This window comes from Streptomyces sp. JK94, assembly GCF_053613315.1.
The window spans coordinates 39,795-53,374 of the sequence record NZ_JBSICH010000040.1; the positions used below are offsets into that span (position 1 = coordinate 39,795).

Here is a 13,580-nt window from a genome sequence, read left to right on the forward strand (position 1 = left end):
CACGCAAGCGCAGCACCTCTCCCAGGAAAGGCCGCCGCCACCGGACGCGCGCCCTGCCCCGGACCTCAGCCTGCCGCGCGGCCCGGCCCTCGTGGCCGGCCTCGAAATACAGCCCAGAACTTCGTCCTCGCAGTAGGCGCGGAACCACGTCAACATGCCGCGATCCTGACCCACAACCCTGACCAAAGAGACAGAAGACACCCCCCGCCCCGGCCCCAGGACCGCCCCCGGCCACCGCCAGCATCCAACTCACCCGGGCCCGCCCGCCCCACACCCCAGGCCCCAGGCCCCAGGCCCCCGCCAGACCATGCCCCTGAACCTCACCCCGGCACGAAACGCGCTGAGCCCCACAGGAAACCGACCGCGCACCACCGGCACACGACGCCCCCCGCCCCGGTGAGGTACCGCCCCACCGGGGCGGGCCCACAGGAAACCGACCGCGCACCACCGGCACACGACGGCCGGACACCACACACCCCGCACCGGGCCGGCCCCACACCACCAGGATGCCGCCCGGACCGGTCCGGACCCGCCCGGACCGGGCGGGTCCGGGCGGGTCCGGGCCGGGGCCTTACACCCCTTCCGGCACACGCGGCCCGGGCACCGGCGCACCGGACTGCGCCGCGGACACCACCTTCCGCACCCCGCCGGCACCCCCCTCCCCCGCCGCCGCGGCGACGGCAGGAGCGGCGGGAGCGACGGCAGGAGCGGCAGCGGCAGCGGGAGCGACGGCAGGAGCGGCAGCGGCAGCGGGAGCGGCGGCTGGGGCGGCGGCTGGGGCGGCGGCTGGGGCGCCCAGCAGGACGGGCAGTTCCCGGTGCCCGTTGGAGATGAACGACTCCAGCGGCCGCAGCTCCTCATAGGCAACGGCCAGCGACAGAGCGGGGAACCGGGCGAACAGAGCACTCAACGCGACCTGCGCCTCCAGCCGGGCCAGCGGGGCACCGATGCAGTAATGCGTGCCATGCCCGAAAGACAGATGAGCACGACGCGAGGGACGGGTGACGTCGAACACGTCCGCATCCGCGCCGTGCACCGCCGGATCACGCCCCGCACCCGCAAAAGAGATCACCAGAGGGTCACCTCGGGCGATGACGACCCCCGCCACCTCCAGATCCTCCACCGCGAAACGCAGGATGCCGTTCGCACCGGGCGCCTCCAGCCGCAGCGACTCCTCCACCGCGTCCTGCCACCCCGCCACCCCCGAACGCACCAGCTCGAGCTGGTCCGGATGCCCCAGCAGCAACGCGATCGTGTTGTCCAGCAGATTCACCGTGGTCTCATAACCCGCCGTATACAGCAGGATCAGATTGTCCACCAGCTCCTGCTCACTGAGCCGCGAACCGTCCCCGTCACGCACCGCGATCAGCGCACTGGTCAGATCATCCCCCGGCTCCCCCCGCTTGAAAGCAACCAGAGCACCCATCAGCACATACAGGTCACCCGCGTTGCGCTGCGCCTGCTCCAACGACGCCGACGTGTCGAAAAAACCCAGAATGATCCGCCGCAGCCGCTCATGGTAGGCCTGCGGAATACCGAACAGCTCCGCCAGCACCCGCATCGGCAGCACACACGCGAACCGACGACGCACATCCACCGGCACCCCCGCCCGGCCACCCCCCAGCCCGTCCAGCAACTCCCCGCAGATCTCCTCCACCCGCCCCCGCAGCAACTCCACCCGCCCCGGCGTGAACGCCGACGCCACCAGCCGCCGCAAACGCAGATGCTCCGGCCCATACGCCGTCACCATATTGCGCACCGACACCCAGATCGCCAACGGCCACGACGACGCCACCCGCCCCTGCGACCACGCAGGCCAATGCCGGTACGCATCCTTGGACACACGGTCATCGGTCAACAACGCCCGGATCTCCCGCTGCCCCGTCACCGCCCACGCCCGCACCCCCCCGGGCAACACCACCGCAGCCACCGAGCCCACACCCCTCAACCGGGCAGCCTCCCCCTGAATATCCCCACCCGACGCATCCAGCACATACGGACACCCCTGCCGACCACGCATCGACCACTCCCCCACCCAGGACCCACACCAACCGGGCCACCCGAATCACGGACACCCCAAAATAAAACCGCTCACCCGGTTTCATCAATGGGCCGAGCCCACCAGAATCAGACCCACCCGAAAAGACCCGACGCCCCGCCCACCGGAACAGTTCCCCCCACTTGCCCCACCCCGCAGGCCACCCCGCACACCCCCGCCGGCCCCACCCCGCAACCGGCCCCGCCACCCACCCCCGGAACGCCCCCTACCACTTCCCACCGGCACCCCAGCACCCCCACCACCCCCCGACCCGCCCCCCGGCCGGCCCCCCGCCGCACACCCCCGCCCGCGGAAGGATCCCCACCGTTTCCACCCCGCCCGGACCCACGAAAAGACCCCCACGAAAGACACCCGATCCACCTTGAAAAGAAAACCGGTGCGTCTGTATCTTATGGCCCTCCGCACGCTTGAACCCATCCCCCACCAACCCACGTGGAGAGGCAAAAGCGATGACACCCCTGACCATCCAAAACCCCACCACCACCCCACCCACCCCCACCCCCCCAACCCCCCGCCTCACCACCACCGTCCCCCGCGAATACGTCCACCGCGCCACCCACGCCGAAGTCTTCCTCACCGGCGGCGAACGCCTCGACGACACCCACTTCACCCTCACCGGCCAATGGCCCCGCACCCACACCTTCTTCACCCACAACCACACCCACCACGACCCCCTCCAAGCCGCAGAAACCATCCGCCAAACCGGCCTCTACCTCGCCCACACCCAATACAACGTCCCCCTCGACCACCACTTCCTCATGTGGGAACTCCACATCACCACCCACCCCGACCACATGAAAATCGACCCCCACCCCAGCGAACTCACCCTCCACGCCCACACCCCCCACACCACCCGCAAAGGCAAACGCCTCACCGAATTCACCATGAACGTCACCATCCACCGCAACGGCCACCCCTGCGCCACCGGCGGCGGACGCTTCACCTGCATCACCCCCGCCACCTACAAACGCCTACGCACCACCACCCACACCCAACCCCCCACCCGCACCCACCCCCACCGCACCCTCCACCCCACCCTCGCCGGCCGCACCCACCCCCGCGACACCCTCCTCGCCACCACCAACCAACCCAACCAATGGCTCCTCGACCCCGACCCCCACCAACCCACCCTCTTCGAACACCCCACCGACCACTACCCCGGCCTCCTCCTCCTCGAAGCCGCACGCCAAGCCGCCACCGCCCACACCACCACCCACAACACCCCCACCCAACCCACCACCACCCACCCCACCACCACCCACCCCACCACCATCCACACCACCACCATCCACACCACCTTCCACCACTACGCCGAATACCACACACCCCTCTACCTCCACACCACCACCACCCCACCCACCCCCACCCACCCCCACACCACCCACCACATCACCGGCACCCAACACCACCACACCACCTTCACCACCACCATCCACACCCACCCACACCACACCCCTTTCGGCGAGTCCAGCAACTAGCTCAAACGGCACTGCGCAACGGCGCCTGGGAACGCATCCTCGTGGGTGGGGGCCGCAGGCAGGCGACAGTCCCCGCAGGACCATCTGCTCCACAGCGGGCCTGTGGCTATCCTCAGGAAGACAACTGGAGGTAGCAGGCTGCCCAAACCTGCCTCCCCTCAGCAGCCTGGATCCATGCCTGTACTCCACGGATCACATCGATTGCATCGGCTACTGCTGCTCCTGCTGGCGCTCACGCTGACGGCCGGCACGCTGGCGGTCGCCAGTCGGCCGGCGCAAGCGGAAGCGATGAGCACCACCGGTCCGGTACGCGAACTGGCACGCGTCGCGGAGCCGCTGCGCTCCACCGAGACCGGCGCCTCCGACAGGGATCTGCGCCCGCTCGGCCGCATGATCGACTCGGCGAAGATCGTCGGCCTGGGCGAGGCCACACACAGCTCCCGGCAGTTCTTCACGATGAAGCACCGCGTCTTCCGGTACCTCGTCGAGGAGCAAGGCTTCACCACTTTCGCGCTGGAGGCACCCTGGTCCACCGGCCTGGTCCTCAACCAGTACGTGTTGTACGGGAAGGGCGACCCGGAGACGCTCATGCGAGAGGAGTTCCAGAGCTCGTACCGGATATGGAACACCCGCGAGTATCTCGACCTGCTGAGGTGGATGCGCGCCCACAACGTGCGCCACCCCGACCACCCCGTGCAGTTCATGGGCGAGGACAACGGCTACGCGGGACCTCAGCTCTTCGACGCGGTCACGGACTATGTGTCCGCGCACCACGCGGAGCTGCTGCCACAGTTCCGCCGCCTCTACCGCGGCCTGCGGCCGCTGGGGAGCGTTGAGGAGACCGTCAACGAGAACATGGCCAAGCCCATCGCGGAGCGCGAGCGGACGGCCGCGGATGTGCAGCATGCCTACGAGCTGCTTCAGGGGCAGGGGCCTGACGGGGACCGGCGGGCCTACGAGTGGGTCCTCCAGCACGCCAGGGCCATCTCCCAGACCGGCACTCTCTACGCGTACTACGACTTCTCCGACCCGGAGAAGATCGCTCGGGCCATGCTCTACCGCGACCGGATCATGGCGGAGAACACGGTGTGGTGGCAGCGGAACACCGGCCACCGGATGCTGTTGTCGGCCCACAACGGCCACATCTCGTACGTGTCCGACAACCCCGCGCAGTATCCGAAGACTCAGGGGGAGTTCATACGCGAGAGGGTCGGGGCCGAGTACGTGAACATCGGTTACACCTTCGGGCAGGGCTCGTTCAACGCGATGGACCTGACGGATCCGGATGAGCCCTACCGCCGCTTCTCCGTGAAGCCGCTGGGCGCGGGCAGCAGTGAGGAGGTGCTGGAGCGAGTCTCGCGCCGGGACTACTACCTCGATCTGCGGACCGTACCCGAGCCGGCACGAGAGTGGCTGATGGGCAAGCGGTTGACCCGCTCCATCGGAAACGCCTGGCCGGAGGACCCATACCAGACCTCGCTCAGGCGTCAGTTCGACGTCCTGATACACCTCCATCGCGTCACGGCCGCGGATCTCCTGTCAACGACCCGGGACTGAAAGTCCCGGGCCTGCACAACCGGCCGGCCGTGCCCGTGAACCGGTGGTGAGGCCGCCACCTCGCAATGTCAACAACGTGGTCGGGGCGGGAACGAGCAACGGCGCACCGGCCACCGCCGCGGTCCCCCGGCCCTGCCGGGCTCCGGAGTTCAGTGGTCGAATACGGTCCTCTAGACGACATGACGGTGAGGCGCCGGCCGGCTGTCCCGAGCGTCGCCACCATGCTCACAAACGCGGCGGCTCGCGGACATCGAGCCGTGCACGCCGAGGCAATCACCACACCGGTCACAGCTAGTCCTGTCCGGCGGATCTTGTGACTCGTTCGAGGCGGGTCGTCTTCGGCTTGACGGTGGAGCGGGGAGCCAGTTGCCGGGTGCAGCTGAAAACCAGACGACAGTCGGGGCCCGGGCGTCCTAACGTCCGCAGGCATGGCACCTTCATTTGAACGTCCTCCCTTGCAGGCCGACGAGCGCACCGCGCTCACCGGCTGGCTGGATCTCCAACGGCAGATCCTGAGATGGAAGTGCGATGGCCTGAGCGAGGCGGACGCGCACCGTTCCGTCATCCCAACCTCGCCGGCGATGACGATGGCCGGGCTCATCAGCCATATGCGGTGGGTCGAGCACACCTGGCTGGAGGTGCTGTTCCTCGGCGGCGACAAGACGCAGAACCCGTCCTTTGACGAGACAGACGCGGACGCCAGCTGGCGCACCGACGGCGTCCCACTGAAGCAGCTGCTCGCGCAGTACGAGGCCCAGTGCGCCCGAAGTAACGAGATCGTGGCCACGGCCTCCCTGGACGACGTCGGCCGACACCCCGACTACCGATCCGGCAACGCCAACCTCCGCTGGATGCTCATCCACCTCATCGAGGAGACCGGACGGCACGCAGGACACGCGGACATCGTGCGGGAGCTGCTCGACGGGGCGAAGGGGTACTACTACGGCCTCGGGGAACATCGGTACAGCCGTTGGCGCTGAGATTGATCATGAGGTCTAGCTGCGGATCTCCGTGTTCGGGTGAGGCTGGGCCTGGAGGCGTTCGCGGAGGTCGATCTCCTCGGGAGTGAGCGGGTCCCCGGGCCGACGGATGCGGACGGGCTTGGGCCGCACCGGCAGGCTGTCGTCCGCGGCGGCTTCCTCAGCTTCGGCCAACGCTCGGTAGAGCGAGGCGACCGAGGGGTTCTTGCCCGCGTTCTTCCCGGTCTTGATGACCAGCTTCTTGGCGATCTCCGGGACGGGGACGCCCTTTTCCTTGAGTGCGATGGCGAAGGTAAGCATGTCGTCGTCGATGACCTTCGGCCTTCCGCCGTGGTTGCCCTTGGCCGCAGCGGTGACCTGACCTTCGAGGGTCTTTTCCCGGATGTAGTTGCGCTCGATCTGCCCGGCCACGGCGAGCACGGCGAAGAACATGGCGCCCATGCCGTTGGGGTCGTAGATGCCGGTGAGCGGGCCTGTGAGGAGTTCGAGCTGGATGCCGCCGGCCTGAAGCTCGGCGGACAGCGTCATCAGCTCGGCGGCGTTGCGCGCGAGGCGCTTGAGCTCGTGGACGGTGAAGATGACCGGCGTCTCGGGTGCGGCTTCTTTGAACTGGCGGGCCAGGGCAAGCGCCTTCTCCAGCTCGGGCCGCACCTTGATGCGGGTGCTGATCTGCTCCTTGAAGACTTTGTGGCACTCCGCCCGATGGAGAGCTTCGAGCTGGCTCGCCAGCTCCTGCCGGGCGGTCGATGTCCTTGCGTACCCGATCCGGACCGGCCGCTCGGTACGGGGCGCGGGCACGATGGCGAGCGCCGGGCCCTGCTTCCACGCGCGGCCCGGGTGCCGGTCGGCGGGGACGGGGATCTCCAGTTCTTCGCGGAGCGCGGGAACGAGGACGAAGCGCGGGGTGTGGTACTTCGCGGCGGTCTTCCCGCCCCGGGTGCGGCAGGGGCTACCGGCGGGCGCGTCACAGTTCGGGCAGTCGTGACGTTCTACCGCCAATGCGGCCTGATCGGGCGTGAGATCCATGGCGGCAGTCTCTCAGAAGTGCCTCGCACAACAAGCGGGTTTCGAGAGGGCTTTTGCGAGTGGCGACCTGCGGAAACGTGATCGCTTCCGGCGCTCTCGCAGAACTCTCACAGATGTTCATTTATGAGAATGCCGAGCAGTCGAACGCGGGCGCCCGATCGGAGCGCCTTGCCGGACGCCACGTCGCGGCGAAGGCCGCGGGCGTCCGACCTCCTGCACGTCGCCGTAGTGCTGCTCATGCATGGTGAGTGTGATGGTGGCCAGGGAGTGTCGTTGGGCTGGAGGGTCTGCCAGGAGTCGTCGGCTTCGCGGAATTGGTTAACAGAGGGCGAAGTTGTCTACCGCTCTGTCTGTGTGGTCGGAACCGATTTGTGTGCTCAGGCGGGCTGACGGAGTGCGCTGACCAGTGCGCGCGGGTCGTCTGCGTGGAAGCGGATGGTGTGGGCCTCTTCCGTTGCACCGAGCGGGCGGGTGAAAGGGAGTGGCCGGTTCAGCTCCAGGGTCACCGAGGTCTGGCTGCCTACGATGAGGTCGAGGACCCCGTCCTCGGAGAGGGTGATCAGGCTGCCTTCGGGGTAGCGCCGGTCGACCCGGACCGAGGCGACCGCGTCCGGCGGTACGGCGAGGTCGAAGAGGGCTCCGTAGCGGATCCGCAGAGAGCCGTCGGGGCGCACGACGTGCGGTCGGGTGACGCAGGCGGCGTGCAGGGCCAGCACGAGGACGACGCCATACAGGTCGAGTACCAGGATCACCCAGTGGACCACCGGCCAAGGGATGAGCAAGGCCAGGACCACCGTCTCGATGACCATCACGAAGAGCAGCCCGTACATCATCGCGGTCTGGGGCCCGGTGTACGCGGCAGCGTGGTCCCCGGGGCGCACCCCGTGCGTGCCGCGCCGGACCCACCGCCCCAGGGAGGCGAGGGCGCGCAGTTCGTGGAGGACCAGGCGGCGGACCGTCACCGGCACCGCCTCCTGCACGGCGGACCGCCGCGCCGCCCGGCGGTCCGCGCCGCGGGCGCGCGCGGCGACGTACAGCGAGCGCAGCACCCATGCCTCCAACAGCAGCACCGCGAGCACCAGCGCCTCGGCGCCCGCCAGCGCCCAACCGGGCGGCCGGACCCCAGCCACCAGGCAGGCCGCCAGGGCCAGTTCCCCCGGCAGTACGGCGGCGACCGCGACCCGCGCCGCCCGTACGCCCCTTGGCCGGCCGCTCATCCCCGGCCCCTTTCAACGAAAGCCTCCATGAGCCGGCCCACGACTTCCGCTTGCGCGGGGGTGTACTCGGCGAGCAGCGCCTCCTTGAACCCGGTCACGACCGCCCCGTCCTCGGGGATTGCAGCGAACAACTCCGCGGGGACGGCTGCCATCAGGTCAGCTGCCAGGGGTGCGATCCGCGGATCGTCGGTGGGGGCTTCGGCGAGAGCGTCGAGGCGCTCATACAGTTCGACAACCGCGGGATCGGCGACCAGCGTCCCGAGCAGCCCGAGCATCTCTTGGTTACCGGTGCTGGTGGCGTCCAGCAGCGCGAGGTACTCGCGATCCTTGGCCGCGCTTGGCGAGTCTGTTCGGGGGGCCTGTGCCAGCAGTGCGGCGAGGGCGGGTGAGACGGGCCCGGTCGCGCCGGGCGGCTCGGCGAGCAGGGCGCCGAGCCGACAGCGGCGCTCCCTGATGTCGGCTTCCTGGCGGGCCAGGTCGGCGTCGAGTTCTTCCAATATCTCGATCAGTTCGCGCCCGGCATCGTTGGCGAGGACATCGCGCACTTCATCGAGGCTGAGGCCGAGTTCGGTGAGCCTGCGCACCCTGGCGAGCAGGACGGCGTCGCGGACGCTGTAGGCCCGGTAGCCATTGGGGCGCCGCTCCGGTTCCGGAAGCAGCCCGACATGGTGGTAGTGCCGGATCGCCCGGGTGGTGAGCCCCACGAGCGCGGCGATCTCTCCGATTCGCATGCCGCCAGTAGAAACCCTGCCGTTGCGTCAAGGTCAAGCGCTGAAAGTATCGTCGGGCGCAAAACGATTCAAGCGCGTCTACACACCGGAGTGGTATGTCCTCGCCAGCGCAAGTATCTGGCCAGGGTCCACTCCCGCTACCCCTCGTCGTCCTCGTCGAGTTCCACTGTGTCCGGGTCGCGAAGCGGGCGTAGGACGCCGCCAGCCGGGGTGGAGGCGGTGAAGCTGTAGCGGCCCAGGACGTTGAGGTTGCGGTGCTTGAGCGGGGAGAGGCGGGCGATGTCCTCGTCCCGGACCTCGTGGCCCTCGGCGCGGAGCCGGGCGACGGCGGCGTCGATGTACCGGGTGGTCCAGAGCACCACGGCGTTGAGGACCAGGCCCAGTGAGCCGAGCTGGTCCTCCATCCCGTCCCGGTACGCCTGATGGATGGTGCCGCGCTTGCCGTGGCACACGTCGCGGGCCAGCTTGTGCCGGGACTCCTGCACGGTGAGCTGGCGGTTCATCTGGCGGCGGTAGGTGTCGTCGACCGGGTCGACGACGCGGAGCAGGTGCTCGGTCTTGGCGATCCGGCCGTACTCGGCGAATGCCTGCCCCAGCGGGGTCGGGTGGCCTTCGCGTCCGAACATCCGCAGCAGGTCGTAGGCGCGAACCTGGTTGGTGACCAGAGAACCGGCGACCCGGAGCATGTCCGGCCAGTGAGTGATCACCTTGTTCAGGTTGACCCGGTTGCGGGCCAGCGGCTCCAGCGGCCCGTACGTGCCTGTCTCTACTCCGGGAAGGGACGCGCGCCAGAATCGTTGGTCGTCCAGGTCCTTGAACCGGGGGCTGAAGTTGTAGCCCAGGATGCGGAAGATGCCGAACACGATGTCGCTGTACGAAGCGTTGTCGGTGGCAACCATCTCCGGCTTCACCCCGCCGTCGAGGTTCAGCAGGGCGTCCAGGATGTGCAGGGAGTCGCGAGGGGTGCCCGGCACCACCATCTGCCCGATGCCCGCGACCTGGTCGTTGACGGCGTTGAGCCAGGTGATGCCGCGCTTGAACCCGAAGTACTTCGGCGACGGGGCGGCGTTGATAGTGCGGACGGGGACGACGAACCGCAGTCCGTCGACCGAGGCCAACAGCCCGTCTCCCCAATACCGCACGATCGGCACCTGACCTTGCGCCTCGATCAGTGCGGCGTTCGCCGCGGCGATGGTGTCGGCCCGCAGGTAGAACTGGTCGACGTGCACCAGCCGGGAACGGTGAAGCGCCTCATGTGCGGGGTTGATGACCGGTGTCATGCCGATGTTGCACGCCTCCGATACCAGGAGGGCCACCAGGGAGGTGGTCAGGTCCTTCATGCGGGTTGTGCCGTCGCCCAGGTGCACGAAGGCATCCAGGAACCCGGTCCAGCCGTGCACCTTGAACAAAAGCTCCGGCAGGTCGATCTTCGGAAGCATCTTCTCCACCCGCCCCCGCAGCCACGTCAGGGACTTCGGTTCGCCCAGGGCACCGAGCTTGGACACGTTCAGCTTCGCCCGGCCGCCCGGCGGGACCTCGATGATGACCTTCGTGTCCTGCCCGGCCGTCTCCAGCCGCTCCGCCATCTGCTTCCACGCCGCATCCAGCGCCGTCACCAGCGCGGCCAGACGCTCCTCGACCGGCATGTCCAGACTCAGCCCGGCCAGGACGTCCTCCCGCACGGCCTCCCACTCCGTGCCGTCCAGCAGCCGGGCGCGCGGGTCGGACCAGCGGTGCGAGGGAGAGGCGAACACGTCCCGGCGCTGAAGCGCGCGGTACAGCTGCTCCAGCACACACACCACGTATGCGTCCCGGTCCACGGACCCCGGCGGCAGCTCGGCGTTGGCGTACACCACCTTGCGCCACGCAGCCGGCACCAGCTTGTCATCGACCTCGCGCGGCAGCAGCGGCTTCTCCTTCACCCGCCGCCGCGCCAGAGCGGGCAGCCGCTTCACCCCGGCCAGCACCCGCTTCCCACCGGTCGCCGCGTCCAGAGCCTTCGACTCGCCCAGCAGCGACAGGAACGGCCGCACCGTGTTGTACCGGGTGGCCAACGCCGCCCGCATCGCGACGGCCGCCGAGTCCTCGTCCTCCGGCACGAGCGAAACCGCCAACGCGGCCGCACTCATCACCACGGCCCGGGGCGCGACCTCCTCCAACGCCCGCCACAGTGCCGCCGCGTCCAGATCCGTGCCGTGTGCCTCGACCAGCTCCAGTTCCTCGAACAGCACCTTCGCCGCCCGCGCCAGGGTCCGCGACGCCTTCTCCAGCTGCGGCAGCGTCGAGAGCCGTTCTTTGTCGGTGGCCCGCTTCGCCGTGCTGATCAGCCTCGTCGCCATCAGCACCGAGAACAGGTCCAGCGCCTCATCGATCGCCTTGGCCTCAAGGTGGCGCATCACCGCAGTGAGCATCGCCGTGCGCTTGGGCTCCGCGGCCCGCTCCAGGCTCGCGGCCTTTGACCCCAGCCCGTACCGGGCCAGCGACGCGAGCCGGTTCGGCGGGATCTGCGACAGCTTCAACCGCCCCAGCTGGAACGCGCCGATCTCATCGACCCGCTCCAGCGACCGTGCGAACGCCGTGCCCGTCGTCCGCGTCGGAGGCCGGCGCAGCCGCTCCAACTCCGAGTACCGGCCGCCCTCCGGCGTCACCAGCGTGGCCACCAGGTCCGCCGGCAGCGCCGGGTCCGCGCGGTGAGCCGCCCTGGCCACGGTGGCGTGCAGCCGCTTCTCCGCGCTCGTGCGAACCTCCGACACCTGCCGGGCCAGCACCGAGACACCCGGCAGCAGCACCCTGTTCCGCCGTAGCCAGCCCACCGCCTGGTTGAACAGCGCTACCGGCCCCTCCGCGTGCGTCCACGCCCGGCCGTGCAGGAACGTACGGAACTTCCGACCCCACTCCGGATCGTCGTACGGGTGGTAGCCGTAGGCGTCCCGGATCTCCCACGCGTGCTCGTACGCCATCTTCAGCCTCTCGGTGTACCGCTTCACGCACGACGGGTCCTCGACACCGAGTTGCGCGGCCAGGTGCTCGACTACCGGCCACGGCACCGCCAGGGGGTCCTCCAGGAACAGCCCCACGTAGCGGACCGTGCACATCTGGAGGGCGAAGCCCAGCTGGTGATACTTCGTACGCCGCAGCGCGATCAGATCCCGGTCGACATCGTCCAGGAAGAAGAACCGCTCCAGCTCAGGTCTCGTCGGCTCCTCAGCGAACTTCCCGTACGCCTCGGCCTGATCATCAGTTAAGAACTCCACCGGCATGACGCGGACCGTAGCCAGGCCCCACCCGTGATCGACGATCTTTCGGCGAACCCCCGTTCTGGGCACGATCGCTGTGCTAGCCGACCTGATCGTTCTCAGCGCCAACGGCTGTACCGATGTTCCCCAAGGCCGGAGCCCACCAGTCCCGAGGCCGGACCACGCTGCGCCGTGCTCCTCTTGGGCTTGCGGAGCATGGTCCTGGTCTCGTCAGTGGGCGGCCTTCTGGTCGCCGCCCACTGGTCAGGTGAGGCCGGCCGTTGCGTTGTCCTCCCAGCCGTCGACCCGCTGGAAGTAGCCGTTCATGGAGCGGGAGTGCCGGGCCCATCCGCCCTGGTCGGCGATGGCCACGGCGTCCTTGCCGCGCTTGCGGGCGGTCGTGGCCAGGCCGATGCGGAGGGAGTGGCCGGTCCAGGCGAGCGTGACCCCGGCACGGGTGCTGATCCGCTTCACGGCCCGGGTGACGGAGTCGGGGACCATGCCGCCGGTGACGTTGCCGTGCCGGTCGACGCCGACGAACGCGGGCGCGTCGGGCTGTGACCAGCGCGGCTCAGCCTCGGTGGCGAGGCGGGCCCGGTACGCCTTCCACGCCTCCACCGGACAGACTCCGGGTCCTGCTGATAGTTGATCTTCGCGTCTCGGACGCTGTGCTTGGTCTTACCGGTGAGCACCGACACGACCAGGCCGCGCGGCGTCAGGGCGACGTCCCCGGCGAGGAGACCGGCGGGGTCCTGAGCACGCGAGGCGTAGTGGAAGCCGGTCAGGACGAGCGCCTTGTCCCGGGCCCCGGCGAGGGTGTCGGGACAGGCCCTCGCCATCCGGTACAGGTCGGGGACTTCGGCCGCGGCGGCCTGGCCCCGTCCGCGCCGCTCCCCCGCCTTGAGCAGCTGTACGGCTGCCGCCTCCAGTGTCGCCCTCGCCTGCGCCTGGTCGTCCCGGCCCACCTTCGCGCCACGGCGGCGCAGCTCCACGACGGCCCCGGCGAGTATCGTGCTCGCCGACGACGTGGCGTAGCCCTTGCCGTTCACTTGGCCCCGGTCCAGCAGCCACACGACGAACGCCACCAAGGCGCCGCGTGTGGCCTCCAGTTCGGGGAATCCCTGCGCCGCGCAGAACCGCGTCCAGACCTTCCACGCCTTCGCGTACGTGTCCGTCGTATTGGCCGGCCGCAGTCGCCGCTGCACCTCGTCCGCGAAGTCCTCCGCGTCCGCGAGGCGTTGGGCAACCCCCACGCCGTGGCGTTCCGCCCACTGGACTACGAGGGGGGACCGCTCT

The 13,580-nt window shown here is 69.2% G+C and carries 10 protein-coding genes; 3 read left to right on the top strand and 7 right to left on the bottom strand.

Annotated elements, in window-relative coordinates:
* Positions 1–571 precede the first annotated feature (571 nt).
* Positions 572–1,993, bottom strand: coding sequence for a cytochrome P450 family protein (locus ACVV2G_RS29025; RefSeq protein ID WP_453845749.1), 1,422 nt, complete (start codon positions 1,991–1,993; stop codon positions 572–574).
* Between the two features lie 515 nt (positions 1,994–2,508).
* Between ACVV2G_RS29025 and ACVV2G_RS29030 the strand changes: the two genes are divergently transcribed.
* From ACVV2G_RS29030 to ACVV2G_RS29040, 3 genes are all read left to right on the top strand, one after another.
* Entirely contained in the window at positions 2,509–3,537 is a 1,029-nt protein-coding gene (locus tag ACVV2G_RS29030; protein WP_453845750.1) for a ScbA/BarX family gamma-butyrolactone biosynthesis protein, read from the top strand.
* Between the two features lie 174 nt (positions 3,538–3,711).
* Positions 3,712–5,094 carry an erythromycin esterase family protein gene (locus ACVV2G_RS29035; protein ID WP_453845751.1) on the top strand — a complete coding sequence of 461 codons (1,383 nt, stop codon included), beginning with the start codon at positions 3,712–3,714 and terminating at the stop codon, positions 5,092–5,094.
* A 428-nt stretch (positions 5,095–5,522) separates the two neighbouring features.
* Positions 5,523–6,074 (top strand): DinB family protein, encoded by a 552-nt coding sequence (locus tag ACVV2G_RS29040; RefSeq protein WP_453845752.1) that lies wholly within the window; start codon positions 5,523–5,525, stop codon positions 6,072–6,074.
* A gap of 15 nt (positions 6,075–6,089) precedes the next feature.
* Here the strand turns inward: ACVV2G_RS29040 and ACVV2G_RS29045 are convergent, their stop codons facing one another.
* The 6 genes from ACVV2G_RS29045 to ACVV2G_RS29070 all read right to left on the bottom strand — a co-directional run bounded on the left by ACVV2G_RS29045 (position 6,090) and on the right by ACVV2G_RS29070 (position 13,537).
* Positions 6,090–7,100 (bottom strand): recombinase family protein, encoded by a 1,011-nt coding sequence (locus tag ACVV2G_RS29045; RefSeq protein ID WP_327286462.1) that lies wholly within the window; start codon positions 7,098–7,100, stop codon positions 6,090–6,092.
* 377 nt (positions 7,101–7,477) lie between these two features.
* Complete coding sequence (locus ACVV2G_RS29050) at positions 7,478–8,317, bottom strand: hypothetical protein (protein ID WP_453845753.1); 840 nt, start codon at positions 8,315–8,317, stop codon at positions 7,478–7,480.
* On the bottom strand, positions 8,314–9,048 hold the full coding sequence (locus ACVV2G_RS29055) for a MerR family transcriptional regulator (RefSeq protein ID WP_453845754.1): 735 nt from the start codon (positions 9,046–9,048) through the stop codon (positions 8,314–8,316). The genes ACVV2G_RS29050 and ACVV2G_RS29055 overlap by 4 nt, the downstream gene beginning before the upstream one ends.
* A 137-nt stretch (positions 9,049–9,185) precedes the next feature.
* Positions 9,186–12,308 carry a Tn3 family transposase gene (locus ACVV2G_RS29060; protein ID WP_453845755.1) on the bottom strand — a complete coding sequence of 1,041 codons (3,123 nt, stop codon included), beginning with the start codon at positions 12,306–12,308 and terminating at the stop codon, positions 9,186–9,188.
* A gap of 240 nt (positions 12,309–12,548) precedes the next feature.
* On the bottom strand, positions 12,549–12,785 hold the full coding sequence (locus ACVV2G_RS29065; RefSeq protein WP_453845756.1) for a site-specific integrase: 237 nt from the start codon (positions 12,783–12,785) through the stop codon (positions 12,549–12,551).
* Positions 12,755–13,537: a hypothetical protein gene (locus ACVV2G_RS29070; protein ID WP_453845757.1), complete on the bottom strand. Its 783-nt coding sequence runs from the start codon at positions 13,535–13,537 to the stop codon at positions 12,755–12,757. The genes ACVV2G_RS29065 and ACVV2G_RS29070 overlap by 31 nt, the downstream gene beginning before the upstream one ends.
* Positions 13,538–13,580: the final 43 nt, after the last annotated feature.

Bases quoted from the DNA above. Each gene is read 5' to 3' on its own strand.
- ACVV2G_RS29050 (WP_453845753.1), bottom strand. From the start codon at position 8,317: ATGAGCGGCCGGCCAAGGGGCGTACGGGCGGCGCGGGTCGCGGTCGCC.
- ACVV2G_RS29055 (WP_453845754.1), bottom strand. From the start codon at position 9,048: ATGCGAATCGGAGAGATCGCCGCGCTCGTGGGGCTCACCACCCGGGCG.
- ACVV2G_RS29035 (WP_453845751.1), top strand. From the start codon at position 3,712: ATGCCTGTACTCCACGGATCACATCGATTGCATCGGCTACTGCTGCTC.
- ACVV2G_RS29045 (WP_327286462.1), bottom strand. From the start codon at position 7,100: ATGGATCTCACGCCCGATCAGGCCGCATTGGCGGTAGAACGTCACGAC.
- ACVV2G_RS29065 (WP_453845756.1), bottom strand. From the start codon at position 12,785: ATGGTCCCCGACTCCGTCACCCGGGCCGTGAAGCGGATCAGCACCCGT.
- ACVV2G_RS29030 (WP_453845750.1), top strand. From the start codon at position 2,509: ATGACACCCCTGACCATCCAAAACCCCACCACCACCCCACCCACCCCC.
- ACVV2G_RS29060 (WP_453845755.1), bottom strand. From the start codon at position 12,308: ATGCCGGTGGAGTTCTTAACTGATGATCAGGCCGAGGCGTACGGGAAG.
- ACVV2G_RS29040 (WP_453845752.1), top strand. From the start codon at position 5,523: ATGGCACCTTCATTTGAACGTCCTCCCTTGCAGGCCGACGAGCGCACC.